At 71.2% G+C, this 21178-nt stretch carries 21 protein-coding genes; 11 read left to right on the top strand and 10 right to left on the bottom strand.

What is annotated here, in order from left to right:
* Nucleotides 1-2: 2 nt before the first annotated feature.
* From IF02_RS0124790 to IF02_RS0124780, 3 genes are all read right to left on the bottom strand, one after another.
* The gene (locus IF02_RS0124790) at nt 3-1007 is read right to left on the bottom strand and encodes a ketoacyl-ACP synthase III (RefSeq protein WP_030160502.1); all 1005 of its coding nucleotides are present in this window, start codon (nt 1005-1007) and stop codon (nt 3-5) included.
* Between the two features lie 19 nt (nt 1008-1026).
* On the bottom strand, nt 1027-1944 hold the full coding sequence (locus IF02_RS0124785; protein ID WP_030160500.1) for an ACP S-malonyltransferase: 918 nt from the start codon (nt 1942-1944) through the stop codon (nt 1027-1029).
* A gap of 89 nt (nt 1945-2033) precedes the next feature.
* Complete coding sequence (locus IF02_RS0124780; protein WP_030160498.1) at nt 2034-3239, bottom strand: PucR family transcriptional regulator; 1206 nt, start codon at nt 3237-3239, stop codon at nt 2034-2036.
* Nucleotides 3240-3320: 81 nt separating this feature from the next.
* Here IF02_RS0124780 and IF02_RS0124775 point away from each other — a divergent pair, with 81 nt between their 5' ends.
* Nucleotides 3321-3974, top strand: a complete 654-nt coding sequence (locus tag IF02_RS0124775) for a pirin family protein (protein ID WP_030160496.1) — start codon at nt 3321-3323, stop codon at nt 3972-3974.
* 61 nt (nt 3975-4035) lie between these two features.
* Here IF02_RS0124775 and IF02_RS0124770 read toward each other — a convergent pair whose 3' ends face one another.
* On the bottom strand, nt 4036-4854 hold the full coding sequence (locus IF02_RS0124770; protein WP_030160494.1) for a serine hydrolase domain-containing protein: 819 nt from the start codon (nt 4852-4854) through the stop codon (nt 4036-4038).
* Between the two features lie 70 nt (nt 4855-4924).
* Between IF02_RS0124770 and IF02_RS0124765 the strand changes: the two genes are divergently transcribed.
* Complete coding sequence (locus IF02_RS0124765) at nt 4925-5320, top strand: MerR family transcriptional regulator (protein ID WP_037837048.1); 396 nt, start codon at nt 4925-4927, stop codon at nt 5318-5320.
* On the top strand, nt 5317-6336 hold the full coding sequence (locus IF02_RS0124760) for an aldo/keto reductase (RefSeq protein WP_030160489.1): 1020 nt from the start codon (nt 5317-5319) through the stop codon (nt 6334-6336). The genes IF02_RS0124765 and IF02_RS0124760 overlap by 4 nt, the downstream gene beginning before the upstream one ends.
* A gap of 116 nt (nt 6337-6452) precedes the next feature.
* Here the strand turns inward: IF02_RS0124760 and IF02_RS0124755 are convergent, their stop codons facing one another.
* The 3 genes from IF02_RS0124755 to IF02_RS0124745 all read right to left on the bottom strand — a co-directional run bounded on the left by IF02_RS0124755 (nt 6453) and on the right by IF02_RS0124745 (nt 9351).
* Nucleotides 6453-7313, bottom strand: coding sequence for a DUF4429 domain-containing protein (locus tag IF02_RS0124755; protein ID WP_037837038.1), 861 nt, complete (start codon nt 7311-7313; stop codon nt 6453-6455).
* Between the two features lie 67 nt (nt 7314-7380).
* Nucleotides 7381-8616: an alpha/beta hydrolase gene (locus tag IF02_RS0124750; protein ID WP_030160485.1), complete on the bottom strand. Its 1236-nt coding sequence runs from the start codon at nt 8614-8616 to the stop codon at nt 7381-7383.
* An 84-nt stretch (nt 8617-8700) separates the two neighbouring features.
* A complete protein-coding gene (locus tag IF02_RS0124745) occupies nt 8701-9351 on the bottom strand; it encodes a TetR/AcrR family transcriptional regulator (RefSeq protein ID WP_030160483.1) in 651 nt (216 codons plus the stop codon).
* Nucleotides 9352-9765: 414 nt separating this feature from the next.
* Between IF02_RS0124745 and IF02_RS0124740 the strand changes: the two genes are divergently transcribed.
* A complete protein-coding gene (locus IF02_RS0124740) occupies nt 9766-10167 on the top strand; it encodes a peptidase inhibitor family I36 protein (protein WP_030160480.1) in 402 nt (133 codons plus the stop codon).
* Here IF02_RS0124740 and IF02_RS0124735 read toward each other — a convergent pair.
* Together IF02_RS0124735 and aceE are read right to left on the bottom strand one after the other, a co-directional pair.
* The gene (locus tag IF02_RS0124735; protein ID WP_420708204.1) at nt 10148-11020 is read right to left on the bottom strand and encodes a potassium channel family protein; all 873 of its coding nucleotides are present in this window, start codon (nt 11018-11020) and stop codon (nt 10148-10150) included. The two genes, IF02_RS0124740 and IF02_RS0124735, sit on opposite strands and share 20 nt — an antisense overlap.
* Before the next feature lie 72 nt (nt 11021-11092).
* Complete coding sequence (gene aceE, locus IF02_RS0124730; protein WP_030160476.1) at nt 11093-13825, bottom strand: pyruvate dehydrogenase (acetyl-transferring), homodimeric type; 2733 nt, start codon at nt 13823-13825, stop codon at nt 11093-11095.
* 446 nt (nt 13826-14271) lie between these two features.
* On the opposite strand from aceE, the gene IF02_RS0124725 reads away from it, so the two are divergent.
* From IF02_RS0124725 to IF02_RS0124700, 6 genes are all read left to right on the top strand, one after another.
* Nucleotides 14272-14697, top strand: coding sequence for a DUF3052 domain-containing protein (locus IF02_RS0124725; protein WP_030009300.1), 426 nt, complete (start codon nt 14272-14274; stop codon nt 14695-14697).
* Nucleotides 14698-14846: 149 nt separating this feature from the next.
* A complete protein-coding gene (locus IF02_RS0124720) occupies nt 14847-15305 on the top strand; it encodes a peroxiredoxin (protein WP_030160473.1) in 459 nt (152 codons plus the stop codon).
* A gap of 217 nt (nt 15306-15522) precedes the next feature.
* The gene (locus IF02_RS0124715; RefSeq protein ID WP_030160471.1) at nt 15523-16098 is read left to right on the top strand and encodes a TerD family protein; all 576 of its coding nucleotides are present in this window, start codon (nt 15523-15525) and stop codon (nt 16096-16098) included.
* Nucleotides 16099-16255: 157 nt separating this feature from the next.
* The gene (locus IF02_RS0124710; protein ID WP_030160469.1) at nt 16256-16831 is read left to right on the top strand and encodes a TerD family protein; all 576 of its coding nucleotides are present in this window, start codon (nt 16256-16258) and stop codon (nt 16829-16831) included.
* A gap of 25 nt (nt 16832-16856) precedes the next feature.
* A complete protein-coding gene (locus tag IF02_RS0124705) occupies nt 16857-17972 on the top strand; it encodes a DUF475 domain-containing protein (protein WP_030160467.1) in 1116 nt (371 codons plus the stop codon).
* A 118-nt stretch (nt 17973-18090) separates the two neighbouring features.
* Nucleotides 18091-18831, top strand: coding sequence for a TerD family protein (locus IF02_RS0124700; protein ID WP_030160465.1), 741 nt, complete (start codon nt 18091-18093; stop codon nt 18829-18831).
* 140 nt (nt 18832-18971) lie between these two features.
* Here the strand turns inward: IF02_RS0124700 and IF02_RS0124695 are convergent, their stop codons facing one another.
* The gene (locus IF02_RS0124695; protein WP_030160463.1) at nt 18972-19772 is read right to left on the bottom strand and encodes a TerD family protein; all 801 of its coding nucleotides are present in this window, start codon (nt 19770-19772) and stop codon (nt 18972-18974) included.
* 194 nt (nt 19773-19966) lie between these two features.
* Here IF02_RS0124695 and IF02_RS0124690 point away from each other — a divergent pair, with 194 nt between their 5' ends.
* Nucleotides 19967-21133, top strand: coding sequence for an HpcH/HpaI aldolase/citrate lyase family protein (locus tag IF02_RS0124690; protein ID WP_030160461.1), 1167 nt, complete (start codon nt 19967-19969; stop codon nt 21131-21133).
* Nucleotides 21134-21178 lie beyond the last annotated feature (45 nt).

Below are 21178 nucleotides of genomic sequence, written 5' to 3'. Positions count from 1 at the left end.
CCCTAGGGGAGGGTAACGACCGTCGCGGCGTAGACGAGTCCCGCCCCGAAGCCGATGACGAGCGCGGTGTCGCCGCTCTTCGCCGCTCCGGTCGCCAGGAGCCGCTCCATAGCGAGCGGGATCGAGGCGGCCGAGGTGTTGCCGGTGGTCTCCACGTCACGGGCGACCGTGACGTGCTCCGGCAGCTTCAGAGTCTTCACCATCGAGTCGATGATCCGCATGTTTGCCTGGTGCGGGATGAAGACGTCCAGGTCCTCCGCGGTGATCCCGGCCGCGTCGAGCGCCTGCTGGGCCACCTTGGCCATCTCGAAGACGGCCCAGCGGAAGACCGCCTGACCCTCCTGCGTGATGGCCGGAAACTTCTGGTCGCTGTCGGTGCTGCGGTACTCGTCCCACGGCACGGTCTGCTTGATCGTCTCGGACTTGTCGCCCTCCGAACCCCACACCGTGGGGCCTATGGCCGGCTCGTCCGAGGGGCCGACGACCACGGCGCCGGCGCCGTCGCCGAACAGGAAGGCCGTCGCGCGGTCTTCCAGGTCGGTCAGGTCCGACAGCCGCTCCACGCCGATGACCAGGACGTACTGGGCCGATCCCTCGATGACGAGGCCCTTGGCCAGCGTCAGGCCGTAGCCGAAGCCGGCGCAGCCCGCGGAGATGTCGAACGCGGCGGGCTTGACCGCGCCGATCCGGTGCGCGATCTCGGTCGCGACGGCCGGGGTCTGCTTGAAGTGCGAGACCGTGGAGACGATCACGGCGCCGATCTGCTCGGGCGAGATCCCGGCATCGGCCAGCGCCTTGCCGGAGGCCTCCACCGACATCGCGGCGACGGTCTCCTGGGGCGAGGCCCAGTGCCGGGTCGCGATCCCGGAGCGCGAGCGGATCCACTCGTCGGACGAGTCGATCGTCTCCAGGATGACCTCGTTGGAGACCACGCGGGTCGGTCGGTAGCCGCCGACGCCGAGAATGCGGGCGTACGGGGAGCCCTTGGCAGGCTTGATCTTCGACATGCTGTGTGGGCTCCTTCTCTCAGGCCGCGTGCTCGGCGACGAGCGCGGCGGCCTTTTCGAGATCGTCCGGGGTCTTCAGGGCCACGGCCGGCACGCCCTTGAGCGCGCGCTTGGCCAGACCCGTCAGGGTGCCACCCGGACTGAGCTCGATGATCCCGGTGACGCCCAGCTCGCCGAACGTCTCCATGCACAGGTCCCAGCGGACCGGGTTCGCGACCTGGCCGACCAGGCGGGCGACGACGTCGGCGCCCGTGGTGACGACGTGGCCGTCCTTGTTCGAGACGTACTTCAGCTCCGGGTCGGCCGGGGCGAGGGCCTGCGCGGCCTTCTCCAGCGTGGCGACCGCGGGAGCCATGTGGTGCGTGTGGAAGGCGCCCGCGACCTTGAGGGCGACGACCTTCATGGAGCCCTCGGGCTTCTCGGCCACCAGGGCCTCGATCTGCTCCATCGTTCCTGCGGCGACGATCTGGCCCGCGCCGTTGATGTTGGCCGGGGTCAGACCCAGCTTCTCCAGGTGCGCGACGACCACGGCCTGGTCGCCCCCGAGCACCGCGGCCATGCCCGTCTCGGTGACGGCGGCGGCCTCGGCCATCGCCAGACCGCGGGTCCGTACGAACGACAGCGCGTCCGCGTCCGACAGCACACCGGCGTACGCGGCGGCGGTGATCTCGCCGACGCTGTGGCCCGCGACGGCGCCGAAGGCCGCAGGGGAGCCGAGGGCCGAAGCGGACAGGAGACCGGCGGCCACCAGCAGCGGCTGCGCCACCGCCGTGTCGCGGATCTCGTCCGCGTCCGCCTTCGTGCCGTAGTGGGCAAGGTCGAGCCCGATGGCGTCGGACCAGGCGGCGACGCGGTCAGCGGCGCCGGGGAGGTCGAGCCAGGGAGTCAGGAAGCCGGGCGTCTGTGCGCCTTGGCCGGGAGCGACGAGTACGAGCACCCTCACACTCTCTCTTGTGGACGGTCCCCGCCGCCCGTGGGGACAGGGACGAAGAACCGTCGGGGTAATTGTTGATGTCCGACAAAAGTCTAGGACTGCTGATCGCCGTCGGCCAGACGCCCGAGGATCAAGGCGATCCGCAGCGTGAACGCAGATCGGACATCCGACGGCGACCAGCCGGTGACGTCGGTCACACGTCGCAGCCGGTAGCGCACCGTGTTCGGGTGCACGAACAGCATCCGCGCAGCCCCCTCCAGGCTGCTCGCCTGCTCCAGATACACGCTCAGCGTCTCCAGCAACGCCGACCCCGCCTCTTCCAGCGGTCTGTAGATCTCCTCCACCAACTGTTCCCGGGCGGAGGGATCCGAGGCGATCGCGCGCTCGGGCAGGAGATCGTCGGCCAGCACCGGCCGCGGGGCGTCCTGCCAGGCCGTACACGCCTTCAGCCCGGCTGCCGCCGCCTGCGCGGACTTGGTCGCGTTCAGCAGATCCGGCACCACCGGACCGGCCACCACCGGGCCCGCCGCGAACGGCCCGATCAGCGACTTCGCCACCTGGATCGGGTTGTCGCTGCCGCCCGCGATCACGACGAGGCGGTCGCCGAGCACACCCGTCAGGACCTGGAGCTTGTGGTGCCGGGCCGCGCGCCGGATCGCCTCGACCGTCAGCTCGCTGTCGCCCTCCGGTGCGGTGCCGAGCACCACGCACACGTGCTCCGGCGAGTTCCAGCCAAGTGCGGCGGCCCGCGACAGCGCGCCCTCGTCCGCCTCGCCGGACAGCACCGCGTTCACGACCAGGGACTCCAGCCGGGCGTCCCACGCCCCGCGCGCCTCGGCGGCCTGCGCGTACACCTGGGCCGTCGCGAACGCGATCTCCCGGGCGTACACCAGCAGCGCCTCGCGCAGGATCGACTCGTCGCCCGGGGCCGCGACCTCCTCGATCGCGGTCTCCATGACCTCGATCGTCGTCCGGACCATCTCCACCGTCTGGCGCAGGGTGATCGCCCGGGTCAGCTCGCGCGGAGCCGTCCCGAAGACGTCCGTGGAGATCGCCTGCGGAGTCTCCGGGTGCCGGAACCACTCCGTGAACGCGGCGATGCCGGCCTGCGCGACCAGGCCGATCCAGGACCGGTTCTCCGGGGGCATCGCCCGGTACCACGGCAGGGTCTCGTCCATGCGGGCGATCGCGTTCGCGGCGAGCCGGCCGGAGGACTTCTCCAGCCGGCGCAGCGTCGCGGCGTGCGGATGGGCGGGAGCGGGATGCGCGGGGGAATGCTCACGTTCGGGTTGGGGCACGGGACAAGACTGCCTTATCGGGACGGCGGCGCGGAGTCCGGTCCCGTGGCGGCATTCCCCCGGGGGGCTACGGTGACTTCCATGATTGACGTACGCCGCGGGGCCGACCGGTACGCAGGCGGGGATCCGGACGCCGGGATCACGACCGCGCACGCCTTCTCGTTCGGCCCGCACTACGACCCGGACAACCTGCGCTTCGGCCCGGTCCTGGCCTGCAACGAGGAGAGGCTCGCCGCGGGCGCCGGCTTCGACGAGCACCCGCACAGCCACACCGAGATCGTCACCTGGGTCGTCGAGGGCGAGCTCACGCACAAGGGCAGCACGGGCGAGAGCACCGTGGTCCGGCCCGGCGACGTGCAGCACCTGGCCGCCGGATCCGGCGCCCGGCACATCGAGCGCAACGACGGCGCGGCGCCGCTGCGCTTCGTGCAGACGTGGCTCGCGCCGGCGGCCCAGGGCGGGGAGCCCTCGTACACGCTGGTCCGGCAGATCGCCGACGGCACCCCGTACGAGATCCCCGCGGCCGGCGCCGTCCTGCATGTGCGGCGGCCCGGCGCGGGCGAGCGGGTGGCCGTACCGGCGGCGGAGCGGATCTACCTGCACGTGGTACGCGGGGACCTGCGGCTGGACGGGGAGGAGCTCGGCCCCGGGGACGCGGCGCGGATCACCGGGGAGCGGGGCCTGGAGATCGTCGCCGGATCCCCGGGCGAGCTGCTGATCTGGGAGCTGCCGTAGCCGCCGTGGCAGCCGTGCCGCCCTGGCTGCCGTAGCCGCCGTGCTGCCCTGGCTTCCGGTCCTACCGGGCGGCGAGCTCGGCGAGGACCGCGTCGGTGAACGGAGGCCAGGCCTCCACGGCCCACGGGCCGAAGGCGCGGTCGGCCAGCGCCACACACGCGGCGCGGGCGTCCGGATCCACCCACAGGAAGGTGCCGGCCTGCCCGAAGTGGCCGAAGGTGCGCGGCGAGGACGAGGCGCCCGTCCAGTGCGGGGACTTGCCGTCGCGGATCTCCAGGCCGAGCCCCCAGTCGTTGGGGGACTGGATCCCGTACCCCGGGAGCACCCCCTTGAGCCCCGGGTGGACCACGGAGGTGGCCTCCGCGACCGTACGCACGTCCAGCAGCCGCGGCGCCTGGAGCTCGGCGGCGAACCGGACGAGGTCGCGGACCGTCGAGACCCCGTCCTTGGCCGGCGAGCCCTCCAGGGTGGTCGACGCCATGCCGAGCGGCTCGAACACCGCCTGGTGCACGTACTCGGTGAACGGGATGCCGGTGGCCTTGGTGATGTGGTCGCCGAGCACTTCGAAACCGGCGTTCGAGTACAGCCGGCGCGTACCGGGCGCGGCCATCGCGCGGTGCTCGTCGAACGCCAGCCCGCTGGTGTGCGCGAGCAGGTGACGGACCGTCGAACCCTCGGGCCCGGCCGGCTCGTCCAGCTCGATCGCCCCCTCCTCGTACGCGACGAGCGCGGCGTACGCGGCGAGGGGCTTGGTCACCGAGGCCAGCGCGAAGCGGTGGTCCAGGGGCCCGTGGGAGCCGGCCAGGCTCCCGTCGGCGCGCACCACGGCCGCCGCGGCGGTCGGTACCGGCCAGTTTTCGATGGTCCGCAGACTCTGCAGGGTCTCCACGCTCTCCATGCGGCCGAGCCTACTTGCTTGGAGTGCACTCCAAGGTTTTAGCGTGGTCGTCATGAGCCTGACGGAGACGCGGTACACGATCAGCGAGGTCGAGGCCCGGACCGGTCTGACCCAGCACACGCTGCGCTGGTACGAACGGATCGGCCTGATGCCGCACGTGGACCGCTCCCACTCGGGACAGCGCCGGTTCAGCGACAAGGACCTCCACTGGCTGGCCTTCGTGGGCAAGCTGCGCGCCACCGGGATGTCGGTGGCGGACATGGTCCGCTACGCCGAACTCGTGCGCGAGGGCGAGCACACCGTCGACCAGCGGCGCGAACTGCTGGAGCAGACGCGGCGCGAGGTGCGTGCGCGGATAGCGGAGCTGAACGACGCGCTCGCCGTACTGGACTTCAAGATCGACATGTATGCAACGGGCACGACCGCGGGGAAGGCGACACGGCAATGACGCAGAACACCACCATCGAGCAGGTCGAACTCGGCAAGGGAGGCCCGCTCGTGGGCATCCAGGGCCTCGGCTGCATGGGCATGAGCGAGTTCTACGGGGAGACCGACGAGGCGCGGGCCCGCGACACCCTGGAAGCGGCCCTGGCCACCGGGGTCACCCTCTTCGACACCGCGGACAGCTACGGGCGCGGCGCCAACGAGAAGTTCATCGCGCCGTTCGTGGCCGAGCACCGGGACGAGATCACCCTCGCCACCAAGTTCGGCATCGAGCGCACCGACGACCCGCAGCACCGGGGCATCCGCAACGACCCCGCGTACATCCGCCGGGCCGTGGAGGACAGCCTGCGCCGGCTCGGTACCGACGTGATCGACCTCTACTACATGCACCGGCGCGACCCGGCCGTGCCCTTCGCCGAGTCGGTGGGCACGATGGCCGAGCTGGTGCAGGAGGGCAAGGTGCGCCACCTGGGGCTCAGCGAGGTCACCGGCCCCGAGCTGCGCGAGGCGTACGCGGTGCACCCGATCGCGGCGCTCCAGTCGGAGTGGTCGCTGTTCAGCCGGGACGTGGAGCGCACCGCGGTGGGCGCGGCGGCGGAGCTGGGCGTGGCCTTCGTGCCGTACTCCCCGCTCGGGCGCGGCTTCCTGACCGGCTCGTTCGCGGACGCGGCGGCGGACCTTTCGGCGGCGGACTTCCGCCGCTTCCAGCCCCGGTTCACGGGTGACAACGCCAAGGCCAACGCGGAGCTGCTGGCGCCGGTGCGGGAGATCGCGCAGGCGCACGGGGCGACCCCGGCGCAGATCGCGCTGGCCTGGGTGCACCAGCGGGCGCAGGTGCACGGGCTGACCGTGGTCCCGATCCCGGGCACCCGCAAGACCGGCCGTCTCGCGGAGAACACCGCCGCGACGCGGATCACGCTGACGCCGGCGGAGCTGGCGCTGCTGGAGCCGATCGCCGCCCACGTCTCCGGCGACCGCTACCCGGACATGACCTGGACGTCCGCGGGCCGCGAGGGCTAGACCGGTCGTCCCGGGTCCGGCCCGCGGCCGCCGGCGGGGGGCCTCCCGCCGGCGGCCGCGGAGGGCCTCGGCCGGTCCGTCGCGGGTCGGCGGATCGCAGGTCGGCCAGCCGTGCGTCAGGCTTCGGCGGCGAAGCGGTCGCGCAGCGCCGCGTACTCGGCGTCCGTCAGCAGGCCCGCGCTGTACAACTCGCTCAGGTGGTGCAGGCGTTCGTCCGTACGGGCCGCCGGGACCGAGGCCACCGGGGCGCGGCCGCGCAGGGCGGCGAGGACGGCCGCCGCGAACGGCAGCGACTCGTGCACCGACCCGTACCCGACGGCGAAGACCGCGGCCGCCAGGTCGTGGTCGGGCCGCGGGTCGCCCGCCGCGTCCCGCAGCAGCAGCCGCAGGTGGCCGCCCGGCCGCTCCGGGGAGCTCCACTCGACGCCGGTCAGCGCGGTCAGCGGGTAACGCTGGTCGCCCGCCTTCCACTTGGCGCTCGTTGCCCCCGTGCGCGACCACTGGAAGGTGACCGCCGAGCCGTCGAAGCCGAGCCGCGCGTCGTACGCCTTCAGCTGCAGCGGCGGCTGCGGCACCTGGACCAGGAAGCGCTCCGCCGGCTCGGCGGCCTCCGGGCCCAGCCGGGCCCGTACGGCGTCCGCGAACTCGGCGGCCTGCCCGGCCCGGTCGCCCGGCAGCACCAGCCGGTACGGATCGCAGACCTCCCGCAACTGCCCGGCGGCGGCCTCCACCAGCGGATCCGCGCCCGTCCGCGGCACGGCACGCAGGACCACCGCGTCCCGTCTCCCCCCGGATCCGGTCGCGCTCACGGTCACCCCCGCCAACGCCTCGAAGGGGATGCGCCGCTCCCCGAGGGCGTGCAGGAGTCTCGGAGTCCTCGGCGTTCGTATCCCCCGTGCGAAGCGGATGAGCACCGAGTCCGAGTCGAACTCCCAGACGGCATGATTTCCGGCCAGTACGTCACCCATGCGGCACATGGTAAAGGGACGCACCCCCGTGCGTCCCCCCTCGGTGCGAAGCCCGTTTTCCAGGGCTCTACGCGTGTCAGTCCCCGTCTGTCCCGGAAATTCCACGCCGGCACGCATCGTCGCCGGTCGCGCACGTGATGGAATCGAACGCGCCGGTTCCGATTTTGGCGAAGTTGTCCAGGGAACCGGTGCCTGGCTCGAAATAGCCGGTGTGGAGCTTCGCCCCGGCCGCGGACAGCACCCGCGATCCGAACTCCGGCGACACCGGGTCCGCCCCGTGGCCGACCCCGCCGACCTCCAGGTGCGGTACGTCCGCGATCCAGTCCCCGGAGTCCCGCGTGGCCCACACCCGGGCCGAGGTGTGCAGGTCGGCCACCGACCCCGCGCGCATCCCCGGGCTGCCCGCCACCACCACGTCCGTCACCGACGCCGGCAGCGCGTGCGCGGCGACCCCGCACACCACCGAGCCGTAGCTGTGGCAGAACAGCGCCACGCTCGCGTCCCCGGGCAGCGCCGCCGCCAGGGACTCCAGCCGTACGGCTCCGTCCACCGCCATCCGGCCGGTGGCCGCGTCCATGCCGACCCCGGTCGGCGCGGTGTAGCCCGCCCAGGCGATGACCGCGGTCCGGCTGCCGGGAGCCTGCGCGCGCTGGGCCTCGTACAGCGACCGGGCCATGCCGACGGGCGCGGTGAGGCGGCGCTGGGTGCGCTCGAAGGTGAGCACGTCGGTGTCGACGCCGGGGACGACCACCGAGATCCGGTCCGCCCGGTCGAGATCGCCGAACACCTCGGCGACACGGCCGCCGCCGGTCGGGTCGAAGGCGAGGATCTGCCGGCCCGGCTCGGCCAGGGACTCGAAGCGGTGGGAGCGCCGGCCGGCCGCGGTGCGGTCGGCCGGGGTCAGGCTGACGTCCCGGCTGCGGGCCTCCTCCGCCCGCTCGGCCAGCTCCAGGCCGCGCAGATTGGCCCGGTAGCGCAGTGCGGCGGGCACCCCGTCGAGGTTGCCGACGACCAGGGGGTACCCCTCGGCCAGCCGGGCCCGCTGGGACCCGTCGAGGCCGGCGAAGAACCGGGCCACCGTCCGTACGGGGGCGTCGGCGGGCGGCACCGGGCGGCCGTCGATCCGGGCCGAGGCCCAGGAGGCGAGGGCGGCGGTCCGCAGGGTGGTGCCCGCGTCGGGGCGGTGCACCGCGGTCCAGCCGGTGGTCGCCAGCATGATGAAGACCACCGCGAGCGCGAGCAGGGTGCGCAGGGCGGCGGGGCGCGGGTCGGCGCCGACGGCGGTGGAGTGGGCGAGGCCGGGCAGGTTCACTGGGACCAGCGTAGGAGACCGGATCCGGCCACGGCGCCCAGGGTGACCGGGTTCACGGCCGACGGTGCGAGCCCGTACGGGTGTTCAGCGCCACTCCGCGGCCAGCGCCGGGCCGATCTGGTCAAGGCAGGCCTCGGTCATCCGCCGGATCGAGGCCACGCTGGCGTCCTCGCCCTGCCCCCACAGCCGCCCGGTGACCCTCATCACCCCGGAGAAGGCGGCGACCGCCACCCGGGGCCGCGGATCCGCGTCCACGTCCAGGTCCTCGCGCTCGGCGATCAGCCGGGCGATGCGCTCCTCCAGCTCGGTCGAGCGGCGCAGGTGCACGGCGAGCAGCGCCGGCGTCGACTCGATGAGCTGGTACGTACGCATGTAGAGGTCGACCGGCACCACGTCGGACAGGGCCTCCTCCAGGGTGTCCCAGGCACGGAGCAGCGCGCCGCGCAGGGCTTCGAGCGGGCCCTCGGCGGGGGGCCGGGCGGTCAGCGCGGCGACGAAGTGCGACTCGACGAGGTCCTGGACGGCGAAGGCGACCTCCTCCTTGTTGGCGAAGTACCGGAAGAAGGTGCGCTGGGAGACGTCCACGGCGTCGGTGATCTCGTCGACGGTGGTGCGCTCGTACCCCTGCGCGACGAAGAGGAGGAGGGCGGCGCGCAGCAGCGCGTCCCGGGTGCGCCGCTTCTTGCGTTCGCGCAGTCCGGGCGCCGGTACCGGCGCCGGCCGCTCGTCGGTCATCACCGAGGGGTGTCCTTTCCGCAGGCTCCGCCTGCCGACGCTGACGCTGAGTGAGCGGTCAGGGTACCTGTGACCGACCTGACAGCCACTGTCTCGCTGAGCCGTTGGTGAAGTGTCGGCCGCCGTCGCTCCTGGCCGGCGCCACCGAGGTCGTCGTCGGCGACGCCCCGCAGGCAACCCGTTCGGGGACGGCCGGGGGCGGGCCGAGCCGCCCGCACCCGCCCCGACGCCCTCGCGCGGGCGTCAACCGCGGACGTACGACAGCCCCGCCGGGCGGTTCCGGCGGGGCCGTCGCCTATCCGGGTGGACCGGCCCCCGGCCCCTTCCGCCCGACCGTCCTCGCAGGTCAGCGTGGTGTCCGAGGCGCTCCGGAAGCGGTCCGGGGTGCCGTCGTCCACAAGGAGTTGACCCGTCATGCGTACGAGTTCACCCGCACGGTCCACCACCGTCCTGGCCGCGACCGTCCTGGCCCTGGCCGCGCTCATCCCGAGTACGGCCAGCGCCGCACACGCCGCCGGCCCGCCGCCGGGCAAGGCCCCCGCCTGCGCCACCGGGCAGCTGTGCCTGTGGGCGAAGCCGCAGTTCAAGGGAACCCGCCACACCCACGAGCTGAGCACCCTGGACATCAACAGCTGTACGGCGCTGCCCGCCGGGACCAGCGCCCAGTCGCTGGTCAACGGCACCGGGCGGCCGGTGACCACCTACCAGTCGGCCGAGTGCGCGGAGACCGGCGAGTTCCAGACGTATCCCGGCGACGGGGTCTGGCTGCCCGAATCCCCCTACCTGGTCAGGGCCTTCAAGGTGTGGGAGCGGTAGCGGCGTCCGCAGCCGGGGCCGCTTCGGGCACCCGGGCCGGTACGTCGGCCCCCGCGCCCGGAGCGGCCGCGGCACCCTGGGCGGCCGCGGCACCCGCAGCGGCCCCCGGGCCCGGGGCGGCCGCCGCGCCGAGGCGCCCGATCTCGGCGCGCAGCGCCCGTACCTCCGCGGCCAGCTCCGCGATCGCGGCGGTCTGCGCCCGCTCCACCCGGTCGTCGCGTTCGAACCGGGAGATGAACCAGGCCGCGATGTTGGCCGTCACCACACCCAGCAGCGCGATCCCCGACAGCATCAGCCCCACCGCGAGGACCCGGCCGAGCCCGGTGGTGGGGGAGTGGTCCCCGTACCCGACGGTCGTCATCGTGGTGAAGCTCCACCACACGGCGTCGCCCAGGTTCTTGATGTTGCCGTTCGGGGCGTCCCGCTCCACGCTCAGCACGGCGAGCGAGCCGAACATCAGCAGCCCGACCACCGCCCCCGCCACGTACGTGGTCAGCCGGATCTGCGGGGCCATCCGCGCCCGCCGGCCCACCAGCAGCAGCGTGGACACCAGCCGCAGCAGCCGCAGCGGCTGGAGCATCGGCAGCAGCACCGCGCCCAGGTCCAGCCAGTGGGTCCGGACGAACGCCTTCTTGGCCGTCGACAGGCCCAGCCGCATCAGGTAATCGGCGGCGAAGGCCCCCCACACCACCCACTCGGTGACCGCGCACGCCCGGTGCACGTCCGCGTCCGCGTCGGGCACGACGATCGGCACGGCGTAGGCGACGGTGAAGGCCGCGGCGAGCACGAGCAGCGGGGTCTGGCTCCGCCGCTCCCACCGCAGCTGGCGGGAGGGTTCCTTCATACGGAGCATCGTAAGGAACTGGTAAAGCGAAGCGGGCCCCCGGCACTGCCGGGGACCCGCCCTGACACCTGTCCGCGGAGGCTACGCGTCGCCGCCCGCCGCGCCCGGGTCGGCCGCCGAGACGTCCAGCAGCCGGTACCGGTCCACCGCCTGCTTCAGCGCGGAACGGTCGATCTTGCCCTCCTTGGCCAGCTCGGTCAGCACCGCCAGCACCACCGACTGCGCGTCGATGTGGAAGAAGCGCCGGGCCGCACCGCGCGTGTCCGCGAAGCCGAAGCCGTCCGCACCCAGCGAGGTGTACGCGCCGGGCACCCACCGCGAGATCTGGTCCGGCACGGACCGCATCCAGTCCGACACCGCCACGAACGGCCCCTCGCCGCCCGACAGCTTCCGCGTCACGTACGGGACGCGCTGCTCCTCCTCCGGGTGGAGCAGGTTGTGCTCCTCCACCTCGACGGCCTCGCGGCGCAGCTCGTTCCAGGAGGTCGCCGACCAGACGTCCGCCCGGACGTTCCACTCCGCGGCCAGGATCCGCTGGGCCTCCAGCGCCCACGGCACCGCCACGCCCGAGGCCATGATCTGCGCCCCGATGGAGCCCTCCGAGCCCGCGGACACCCGGTGGATGCCCTTGAGGATGCCGTCCACGTCCACGCCGGCCGGCTCGGCCGGGTGCTGGATCGGCTCGTTGTAGACGGTCAGGTAGTAGAAGACGTCCTCGGCCTCGGGCCCGTACATGCGGCGCAGGCCGTCCTGGACGATGTGCGCGATCTCGTACCCGTACGCCGGGTCGTACGCCACACAGCCCGGGTTGGTCGACGCCAGCAGCTGGGAGTGACCGTCGGCGTGCTGGAGGCCCTCACCCGTCAGGGTGGTCCGGCCGGCGGTCGCACCCAGGACGAAACCGCGCGCCAACTGGTCGGCCATCTGCCAGAACTGGTCACCCGTGCGCTGGAAACCGAACATCGAGTAGAAGACGTAGACCGGGATCAGCGGCTCGCCGTGCGTCGCGTACGCCGAACCCGCCGCGATCAGCGAGGCCGTGCAGCCCGCCTCCGAGATGCCGTCGTGCAGCATCTGGCCCGTCGGGGACTCCTTGTACGCGAGCAGCAGGTCGCGGTCGACCGCCTCGTACTGCTGGCCCAGCGGGTTGTAGATCTTGGCGCTCGGGAAGAACGCGTCCATGCCGAACGTGCGGTACTCGTCCGGGGCGATCAGCACGAACCGCCTGCCGATCTCCTTGTCCCGCATCAGGTCCTTCAGGATGCGCACGAACGCCATCGTCGTGGCGATCGACTGCTGGCCCGAGCCCTTCTTGGCCGCCGCGTACGTCTTGTCGTCCGGCAGCTGCAGCGGCTTCGCGCGCACCACGCGGGTCGGCACGTAGCCGCCCAGCGAGCTGCGCCGGTCGTGCATGTACTGGATCTCCGGCGAGCCCTTGCCCGGGTGGTAGTACGGCGGGGCGCCGTCCTCCAGCTGCGCGTCCGTGATGGGGATGTGCAGACGGTCGCGGAAGCGCTTGAGGTCGTCGACCGTCAGCTTCTTCATCTGGTGCGTCGCGTTGCGGCCCTCGAAGTTCGGGCCGAGCGTCCAGCCCTTGACCGTCTGCGCCAGGATCACCGTCGGCTGGCCCTTGTGGGCCTTGGCCGCCGCGTACGCCGCGTAGATCTTCTTGTGGTCGTGGCCGCCGCGGCCCAGGTGCAGCAGCTGCTGGTCGCTCATGTTCTCGACCATCGCCCGCAGCCGCTGGTCGTCGCCGAAGAAGTGGTCGCGGATGTACGCGCCGGTCTCGGTCGCGTACGTCTGGAACTGCCCGTCCGGCGTCGAGTTCATCTTGTTGACGAGGATGCCGTCGCGGTCCTGCGCCAGCAGCGGGTCCCAGGAGCGGTCCCAGATCAGCTTGATGACGTTCCAGCCGGCGCCGCGGAACTGCGACTCCAGCTCCTGGATGATCTTGCCGTTGCCGCGCACCGGGCCGTCGAGCCGCTGCAGGTTGCAGTTCACGACGAAGGTCAGGTTGTCCAGGCCCTCGCGGGCGGCGATCGACAGCTGGCCGAGCGACTCCGGCTCGTCCATCTCGCCGTCGCCGAGATACGCCCAAACGTGTGACTTCGAGGTGTCGGCGATCCCGCGCGCCTCCATGTACCGGTTCATCCGGGCCTGGTAGATCGCGCCGAGCGGGCCGAGACCCATCGAGACGGTCGGGAACTCCCAGAAGTCCGGCATCAGCCGCGGGTGCGGGTAGCTGGACAGGCCGTACGGGGCCTTCGACTTCTCCTGCCGGAACGCGTCGAGCTGCTGCTCGGAGAGCCGGTCCAGGAGGTAGGCGCGCGCGTAGATGCCGGGGGAGGCGTGGCCCTGGAAGAAGATCTGGTCGCCGCCGTCGCCCTCGTCCTTGCCCCGGAAGAAGTGGTTGAAGCCCACGTCGTAGAGGGAGGCGGAGGACGCGAACGTAGCGATGTGGCCGCCGACGCCGATCCCGGGACGCTGGGCGCGCGAGACCATGACGGCCGCGTTCCACCGGGTGGCGTTCAGGACCTTGCGCTCGATCTCCTCGTTGCCGGGGAAGAACGGCTCGTCCTTGGTCGCGATCGTGTTGACGTAGTCCGTGCTGCGCATCTCGGGCACGGCCACGCGCTTCTCGCGGGCCCGCTCGATCAGCCGCAGCATCAGGTAGCGGGCGCGCTCACGGCCCCGCTCGTCGACGGCTGCGTCCAGGGAGTCGAGCCACTCCTGCGTCTCCTCCGGATCGAAGTCCGGGACCTGGCTCGGCAGGCCGCCAATGATGATCGGATTGCGATCGGATGCGGAAGCCACGCTGTTCCTTCGCTGTCAGGGGAGTCGTGCCATGGGGTTTCGCCGCCTCCCATCGTCGTACGCTCGGTCGGAATCGTCACCTGTACTACTGGGTAATCACTGGAGTCCGCGGCGATTCGGGGCGCCGTCGGCGGCGGGTCCGGCCACTTCGAACCCTACGCCCAAGACGATCAGCGGGTTCGTAAGGCCGTTCGTCCCTCAAACAGGTAGGAAAGCCGCTCAGTGTCGCCGATGATGCCGAATGAGCTGGAATGGTGTGGGATGAATCACCAGACGTACACACGGGAAGGCTGAAAGTTGCGGCGAGACGGCCGTAATCGTCACCGTTTCGACGGTCTCGGCGGCCGGGTACTTGCGCGATCCGCCGCGCCCGTGTGGACTACGCCCAATGCTGCGCGTACGCGCGCCGCCGAAGACATTCACCGAACATGAGCAGGAGGCACCCCGTGAGCGCGACCGCGGACCACGCGGAGAGCCTGGCCGCCCGGCTGGGTTTCCAGTCCGAACAGGTGGTCCAGGAGATCGGCTACGACGACGACGTCGATCAGGAATTCCGTGACGCCGTCGAGAAGCTCGTCAGCGAGCTCGCCGACGAGGACTACGACGACGTCGCCGACGCGGTGCTGTTGTGGTTCCGCGACGAAGACGGCGATCTGACGGACGCCCTGGTCGATGCGACCGAGCTGGTCGAGGACGGCGCACTGATCCTGCTGCTGACCCCCAAGACGGGCCGTGACGGCTACGTCGAGGCCAGCGACATCAGCGAGGCGGCCGAAACGGCCGGCCTCTCGCTTGCCAAGGGCCTGCCCGTCGGCAAGGAGTGGACCTCCACCAAGCTGGTGACGCCGAAGGCCGCCAAGGCCAAGCGCTGAGCCGCGCCCCGCAGCCAAGCGGACACGCACCCCGCCCGCCGGATCCGTTCCGGTCGGCGGGGTGCGTGCGTTCCGGGGGCCTTGTCCCCCTAGGCTGGACCCACCCGAACAGCCCAATGCAGGGATGCAGGAACGAAGGGATGCGAGAGATGGCGATCGAGGTCGGCAGCAAGGCCCCGGACTTCGAGCTCAAGGACAACCACGGCGCCACCGTGCGGCTCTCCGACTTCCGCGGCGAGAAGGCCGTGGTGCTGCTCTTCTACCCGTTCGCCTTCACCGGTGTCTGCACCGGCGAGCTGTGCGAGCTGCGCGACCAGCTGCCGCGGTTCCAGAACGACGACGTCCAGCTCCTCGCGGTCTCCAACGACTCCGTGCCGACCCTGCGCGTCTTCGGCGAGCAGGAGAACCTGGACTACCCGCTGCTCTCGGACTTCTGGCCGCACGGCGAGACCTCCCGCGCGTACGGCGTCTTCGACGAGCAGAAGGGCTGCGCGGTCCGCGGCACCTTCATCATCGACAAGGACGGCGTCGTGCGCTGGACCGTCGTCAACGGCCTGCCCGACGCGCGTGACCTGAACGAGTACATCAAGGCCCTCAACAGCCTCTGAGAAAGTCTCCGAGAGCCCCCGGAGAGCCCCGAGAGCCCTCGAGAAACTCAGAACCCGTCGGGCCGTCGCGCAATCGCCGCACTTCGGGCGGGTTCCGCGAACTGTTCACCGGGAAAGACGCCGACAGGCGGGAACCCGTCACTAGGATCGAAGCGTTGATCCCGGTAGAAACCGCACGACGGGGCACCGCCCCACACATGAACCCAATGGAGGACCCGTGGGAGTCAGCCTCAGCAAGGGCGGAAACGTCTCGCTGACCAAGGCCGCGCCGAATCTGACGGCGGTCATCGTCGGTCTGGGCTGGGACGCTCGCACCACCACCGGTGTCGACTTCGACCTCGACGCCAGCGCGATCCTGACCAACGACCAGGGCAAGGTCGCCAACGACTCGAACTTCGTGTTCTTCAACAACCTGAAGAGCCCGGACGGCTCGGTCGAGCACACCGGTGACAACACCACCGGTGAGGGCGAGGGCGACGACGAGGCGATCAAGGTGAACCTGGCCGGTGTCCCGGCCGATGTCGCCAAGATCGTCTTCCCGGTCTCGATCTACGAGGCCGAGAGCCGCCAGCAGAGCTTCGGCCAGGTCCGCAACGCGTACATCCGCGTCGTGAACCAGGCCGACAACTCCGAGCTCGCCCGCTACGACCTCTCCGAGGACGCCTCGACCGAGACCGCCATGGTCTTCGGCGAGCTGTACCGCAACGGAGCGGAGTGGAAGTTCCGCGCCATCGGCCAGGGCTACGCCTCCGGCCTGCGCGGCATCGCCCAGGACTTCGGCGTCAACGTCTGAGCCTGCCAGCAGTCACCCGTCCGGCGCCGTGCACTGTGTGTACGGCGCCGGACGCGCTTTGCGGCGGTGCACCGCCGAGATGCACCACCGAGCTTCACCGGCGGCCCGCCACGCGGGGCGCGCCGCGATCACCACGTCGTCCGGGGAGGACCACAACATGGGCGTCACACTCGCCAAGGGGGGCAACGTCTCCCTTTCCAAGGCCGCACCGAACCTCACCCGGGTCCTGGTCGGTCTCGGATGGGACGCGCGCTCGACCACGGGGGCCGATTTCGACCTCGACGCCAGCGCGCTGCTGTGCCGCGACGGCCGGGTCCTGGGCGACGCGTACTTCGTCTTCTACAACAACCTGAAGAGCCCCGAGGGCTCCGTCGAACACACGGGGGACAACCTCACGGGCGAGGGCGAGGGCGACGACGAATCGATCATCATCGACCTGACCAAGGTGCCGGTCGAGGTCGACAAGATCGTCTTCCCGGTCTCGATCCACGAGGCGGAGGCCCGCCGCCAGAGCTTCGGCCAGGTCAGCAACGCCTTCATCCGCGTGGTCAACGACTCGGACGGCCAGGAACTGGCCCGCTACGACCTCACCGAGGACGCCTCCAGCGAGACCGCGATGATCTTCGGCGAGGTCTACCGGTACGGCGGCGAATGGAAGTTCCGAGCGGTGGGGCAGGGGTACGCGTCGGGGCTCCGGGGCATCGCTCTAGACTTCGGGGTCAACGTTTCGTAAAGCCGTACAAGACGATGGGGTGCCAGTGGTTCTCAAAACCTTCGGCTGGTCGTTCGCAGTCACTGCGCTCGGTCTGGTCGCAGCGGGGTTCTACGGGGGAATGACCGGACTCGGGATCGTCGCGATCCTGTCCATCCTTGAGATCTCGCTGTCCTTCGACAACGCGGTGGTCAACGCCGGAATCCTGAAGAAGATGAACGCCTTCTGGCAGAAGATCTTCCTCACCATTGGTGTGCTCATCGCCGTGTTCGGCATGCGCCTGGTCTTCCCCGTCGTGATCGTCGCGGTCACCGCCGGTATCGGGCCCATCGAGGCCGTCGATCTGGCGCTGAACGACAAGGACATGTACCAGCAGCTGGTCACGGACGCCCACCCGGCGATCGCGGCCTTCGGCGGCATGTTCCTTCTGATGATCTTCCTCGACTTCATCTTCGAGGACCGGGACATCAAGTGGCTCGCGTGGCTGGAGCGCCCGCTCGCCAAGCTCGGCAAGATCGACATGCTGTCGGCGTGCATCTCGCTGATCGTCCTGCTGATCACGTCCGCGACCTTCGCCGCCAACGCCCACCAGCACGGCGGGGCCCACGTGGACAAGGCGCAGACCGTCCTGGTCTCCGGCATCGCCGGCCTGATCACGTACATGATCGTCGGCGGTCTCTCCGGCTACTTCGAGAACCGCCTCGAAGAAGAGGAAGAGGCCGAGCACGAAGCCGAGGAAGCGGCCAAGAAGAGCGGCAAGCCCGTCTCGGCCGTCGCCATGGCCGGCAAGGCCGCCTTCTTCATGTTCCTCTACCTCGAAGTCCTCGACGCCTCCTTCTCCTTCGACGGGGTCATCGGCGCCTTCGCCATCACCAACGACATCGTGCTGATGGCCCTCGGCCTCGGCATCGGCGCCATGTACGTCCGGTCGCTCACGGTCTACCTGGTCCGCCAGGGCACCCTCGACGACTACGTCTACCTGGAGCACGGCGCGCACTACGCCATCGGCGCGCTCGCCGTGATCCTGCTCGTCACCATCCAGTACGAGATCCACGAGGTCATCACCGGCCTCGTCGGCGTGCTGCTCATCGCCTGGTCCTTCTGGTCCTCGGTGCGCCGCAACAAGCGCCTGGAACTGGAGGGTTCCACCGCCGAGGCATGATCACGGCGGTAATGCGGAACGCTCCAACTACGGGGCGGCCGGGCTGGTCTGCGGACTGCCGGGCCGCCCCGTCCGCGTAGGCCGCCCCGCCTACACAGAATGAGGGGGGACAGGGGAAATGGGATTCTTCGACGGGATCAGGGGCAGCCGCGCCCTGCAGTTCGACTCGGGCAGCGCCTCGGCCGCGATCGAGCTGACCAAGCGGCATCCGACGGTGTCGCTCACCAAACAGGGGGCGGTCCACGGGAACCTGCGGGTCAACCTGTCCTGGCGCATGCGCAGCTCGGACATCGGCGGCCGCGGCGGGGGTGAGGGCGGCCGGCTGCTGCGCCACCCGTTCAAGCTGTTCAAGCCCGAGATGGTGCAGGCGCACACCCAGGGCATGGTCAACGTCGACCTCGACCTCGGCTGCCTCTACGAGCTGGCCGACGGGACCAGGGGCGTCGTCCAGCCGCTGGGCAACCTCCACGGGGACATCAACAGCCCGCCGTACGTGAAGCTCAGCGGCGACGACCGGTTCGGGGCGCCGTCGGGGGAGACCGTCTTCGTCAACCTGGACCACGCCGACGAGATCAAGCGGCTGCTGGTGTTCGTCTACATCTACGACCAGACCCCGGCCTTCGACCGGACGCACGCCATGATCACCCTCTACCCGATCACCGGGCCGCGGATCGAGATCCCGCTGGAGGAGCGGCAGCCGCAGGCCCGCTCCTGCGCGGTGCTCTCCATGGAGCACGTCAAGGGCGAGCTGATCGTGCGGCGCGAGGTGAAGTTCGTGTACGGGTTCCAGGCCGAGCTGGACCGGCTGTACGGGTGGGGCCTGCAGTGGGGGCGGGGCTACAAGAGCACCAAGGCCTGACCGGGTCCGGGTGGGTCCCGGCGGGACCCCAAGGCCTGACCGGGACCGGGTGGGTCCCGGCGGGACCCAGGCGGGTCCGAGGCGGGTCCGAGGCGGGTCCGCTGCGGGTCCGCGGCGGTCCCGGTCAGGCGCGGCGCGCGTCAGCGGCGGAGGAACTGCGGGCCCTGCACCGGCAGCCGGAACGTCGGGTCGCCGCCCGGGACCGGCACCGGGGCCGGGGACACCGGCTGCGGGTAGCCGTACGCCGGCTGCACGGGCGGCGGGGCCTGCGTTACCGGCGGCTGCGGTGCCTGCGGTGCCTGCTGCGAACCCGACGGGCCGGGCGGGCGCATCTGGGCCGTCTGCTCGCCGTTCGGCCCGGCGGCGGGGTCGGCCCCGGACCCGCCCTCGGCGGCGTTCTCGTCCACCGAGATCCCGTGGTCGGTCGCCAGCCCGACGAGGCCGTTCGAGTAGCCCTCGCCCAGCGCGCGGAACTTCCACCCGTCGCCGCGGCGGTACAGCTCCCCGCAGATCAGGGCCGTCTCGGCGCCGGTCTCGGGGCGCACGTCGAAGAAGGCCAGCGGCTCGGCGCCGCCGGTCGCCGTGGCGTCGTACAGCAGGATCCGCAGGTCGCGGACCTGCTGGAACGGCACGTCCTCGGCGGAGGCCACCACCAGGATCCGGTCCACCACCGGCGGCACCGCGCGCAGGTCCGCCTGCACGGCGTCGGTGATCCCGTCGCCGAGCTGCTTCTTGCCGAGCCGCCAGACGGCCCCCGAGGGGTGCCGGGGCTGGTTGTAGAACACGAAGTCCTCGTCCGAGCGCACGCGCCCGTCCGGGCCCACGAGCAGCGCCGAGGCGTCGACGTCCGGCACCTCGGGGCCGCCGGTCCAGCGCAGCACCGCCCGGACCGCCACGGCGGTCACCGGGATGTTCGAGCCCTTCTGCATCGCGTGCGTCATGCCCGTCATCCTGCCCTCCCGGGGCGGCGCGGAACAACGCGGCCCCCCGCAGGGCCTTGTCGCGCAAGAAAGACCTGGGCATTGTGCAAGAGGGTTACCTGAACTTCATGTGCTTGAGGAACTCTTGACTCACGTTCGTACGTACTATTACCGGCCACGCCACTGGGGCCGCCGAGGCAGTACGGGGGAAGCACATGCGTCACTTCGGGCACATATCGCCCACTGTCCGCAAGGACCTCTTCCACCAGGAGCCGGCCGAGTTCACCGCCGCCTCCCCCGCCCGCATTCTCGCCGCCGCCCTCGGCGCCACCCTCTACAGCCCCGCCACCCGCCCGAACCTCGCCGGGGACGTCCACAAGCAGGCCGCCCGCGGGGTCGTCTCCATGGTCCTCTGCCTGGAGGATTCGATCAGCGACGCCGAGGTCGCCGAAGCCGAGGACAACCTCGTCCGCCAGTTCGCCGCCCTCGACGCCGACGGCGGAGAGCTCCCGCTCCTCTTCATCCGGGTCCGCACCCCCGAGCAGATACCCGACCTCGTGCACCGCCTCGGCGGCTCCGCCCGCAGACTGGCCGGATTCGTACTCCCCAAGTTCACCGAGAGCCGCGGAACCGCCTTCCTCGACGCCGTCGCCCAGGCCGAGGCGGCCGGCGGACACCAGCCGCTGTACGCCATGCCCGTCCTGGAAACCCCCGACCTCCTCCACCTCGAGACCCGCGTCGAAGCCCTCGCCGGCATCTCCCGCACCGTGGGCCGGTACCGCGACCGCGTCCTGGCCCTGCGCCTCGGCGTCACCGACTTCTGCTCGGTCTACGGACTGCGCCGCACCCCGGACATGACCGCCTACGACGTCCAGATCGTCGCCGGAGTCATCGCCGACGTGGTCAACGTGCTCAGCCGCGCCGACGGCACCGGCTTCACCGTGACCGGACCCGTCTGGGAGTACTTCCGCAACCAGCAGCGCCTCTTCAAGCCCCAGCTGCGCCGCAGCCCCTTCCTCCAGGAAGGCGCCGAGGAACTGCGCACCACCCTCATCGAGCACGACCTCGACGGGCTCCTGCGCGAGATCGAACTCGACCGGGCCAACGGACTCCTCGGCAAGACCTGCATTCACCCCGCCCACGTCACGCCCGTCCACGCGCTGTCGGTGGTCTCCCACGAGGAGTTCAGCGACGCCCAGGACATCCTGCGCCCCGAGCGCGGCGGCGGCGGAGTCATGCGCTCCGCCTACACGAACAAGATGAACGAAGTGAAGCCCCACCGGGCCTGGGCCGAGCGCACCATGCTGCGCGCCGAGGTCTTCGGTGTGGCGAAGGAGGAGGTCGGCTTCGTCGACCTCCTCACGGCCGGGCTCCAGCTGTGAGCGGACCCGTGACGGCGAAGACCGCAGAGAAGACTGCGGCCAAGA

This window comes from Streptomyces sp. NRRL S-244 (assembly GCF_000717915.1).
Taxonomy (GTDB): domain Bacteria; phylum Actinomycetota; class Actinomycetes; order Streptomycetales; family Streptomycetaceae; genus Streptomyces.
This window is presented reverse-complemented; position numbering and strand designations above follow the sequence as displayed.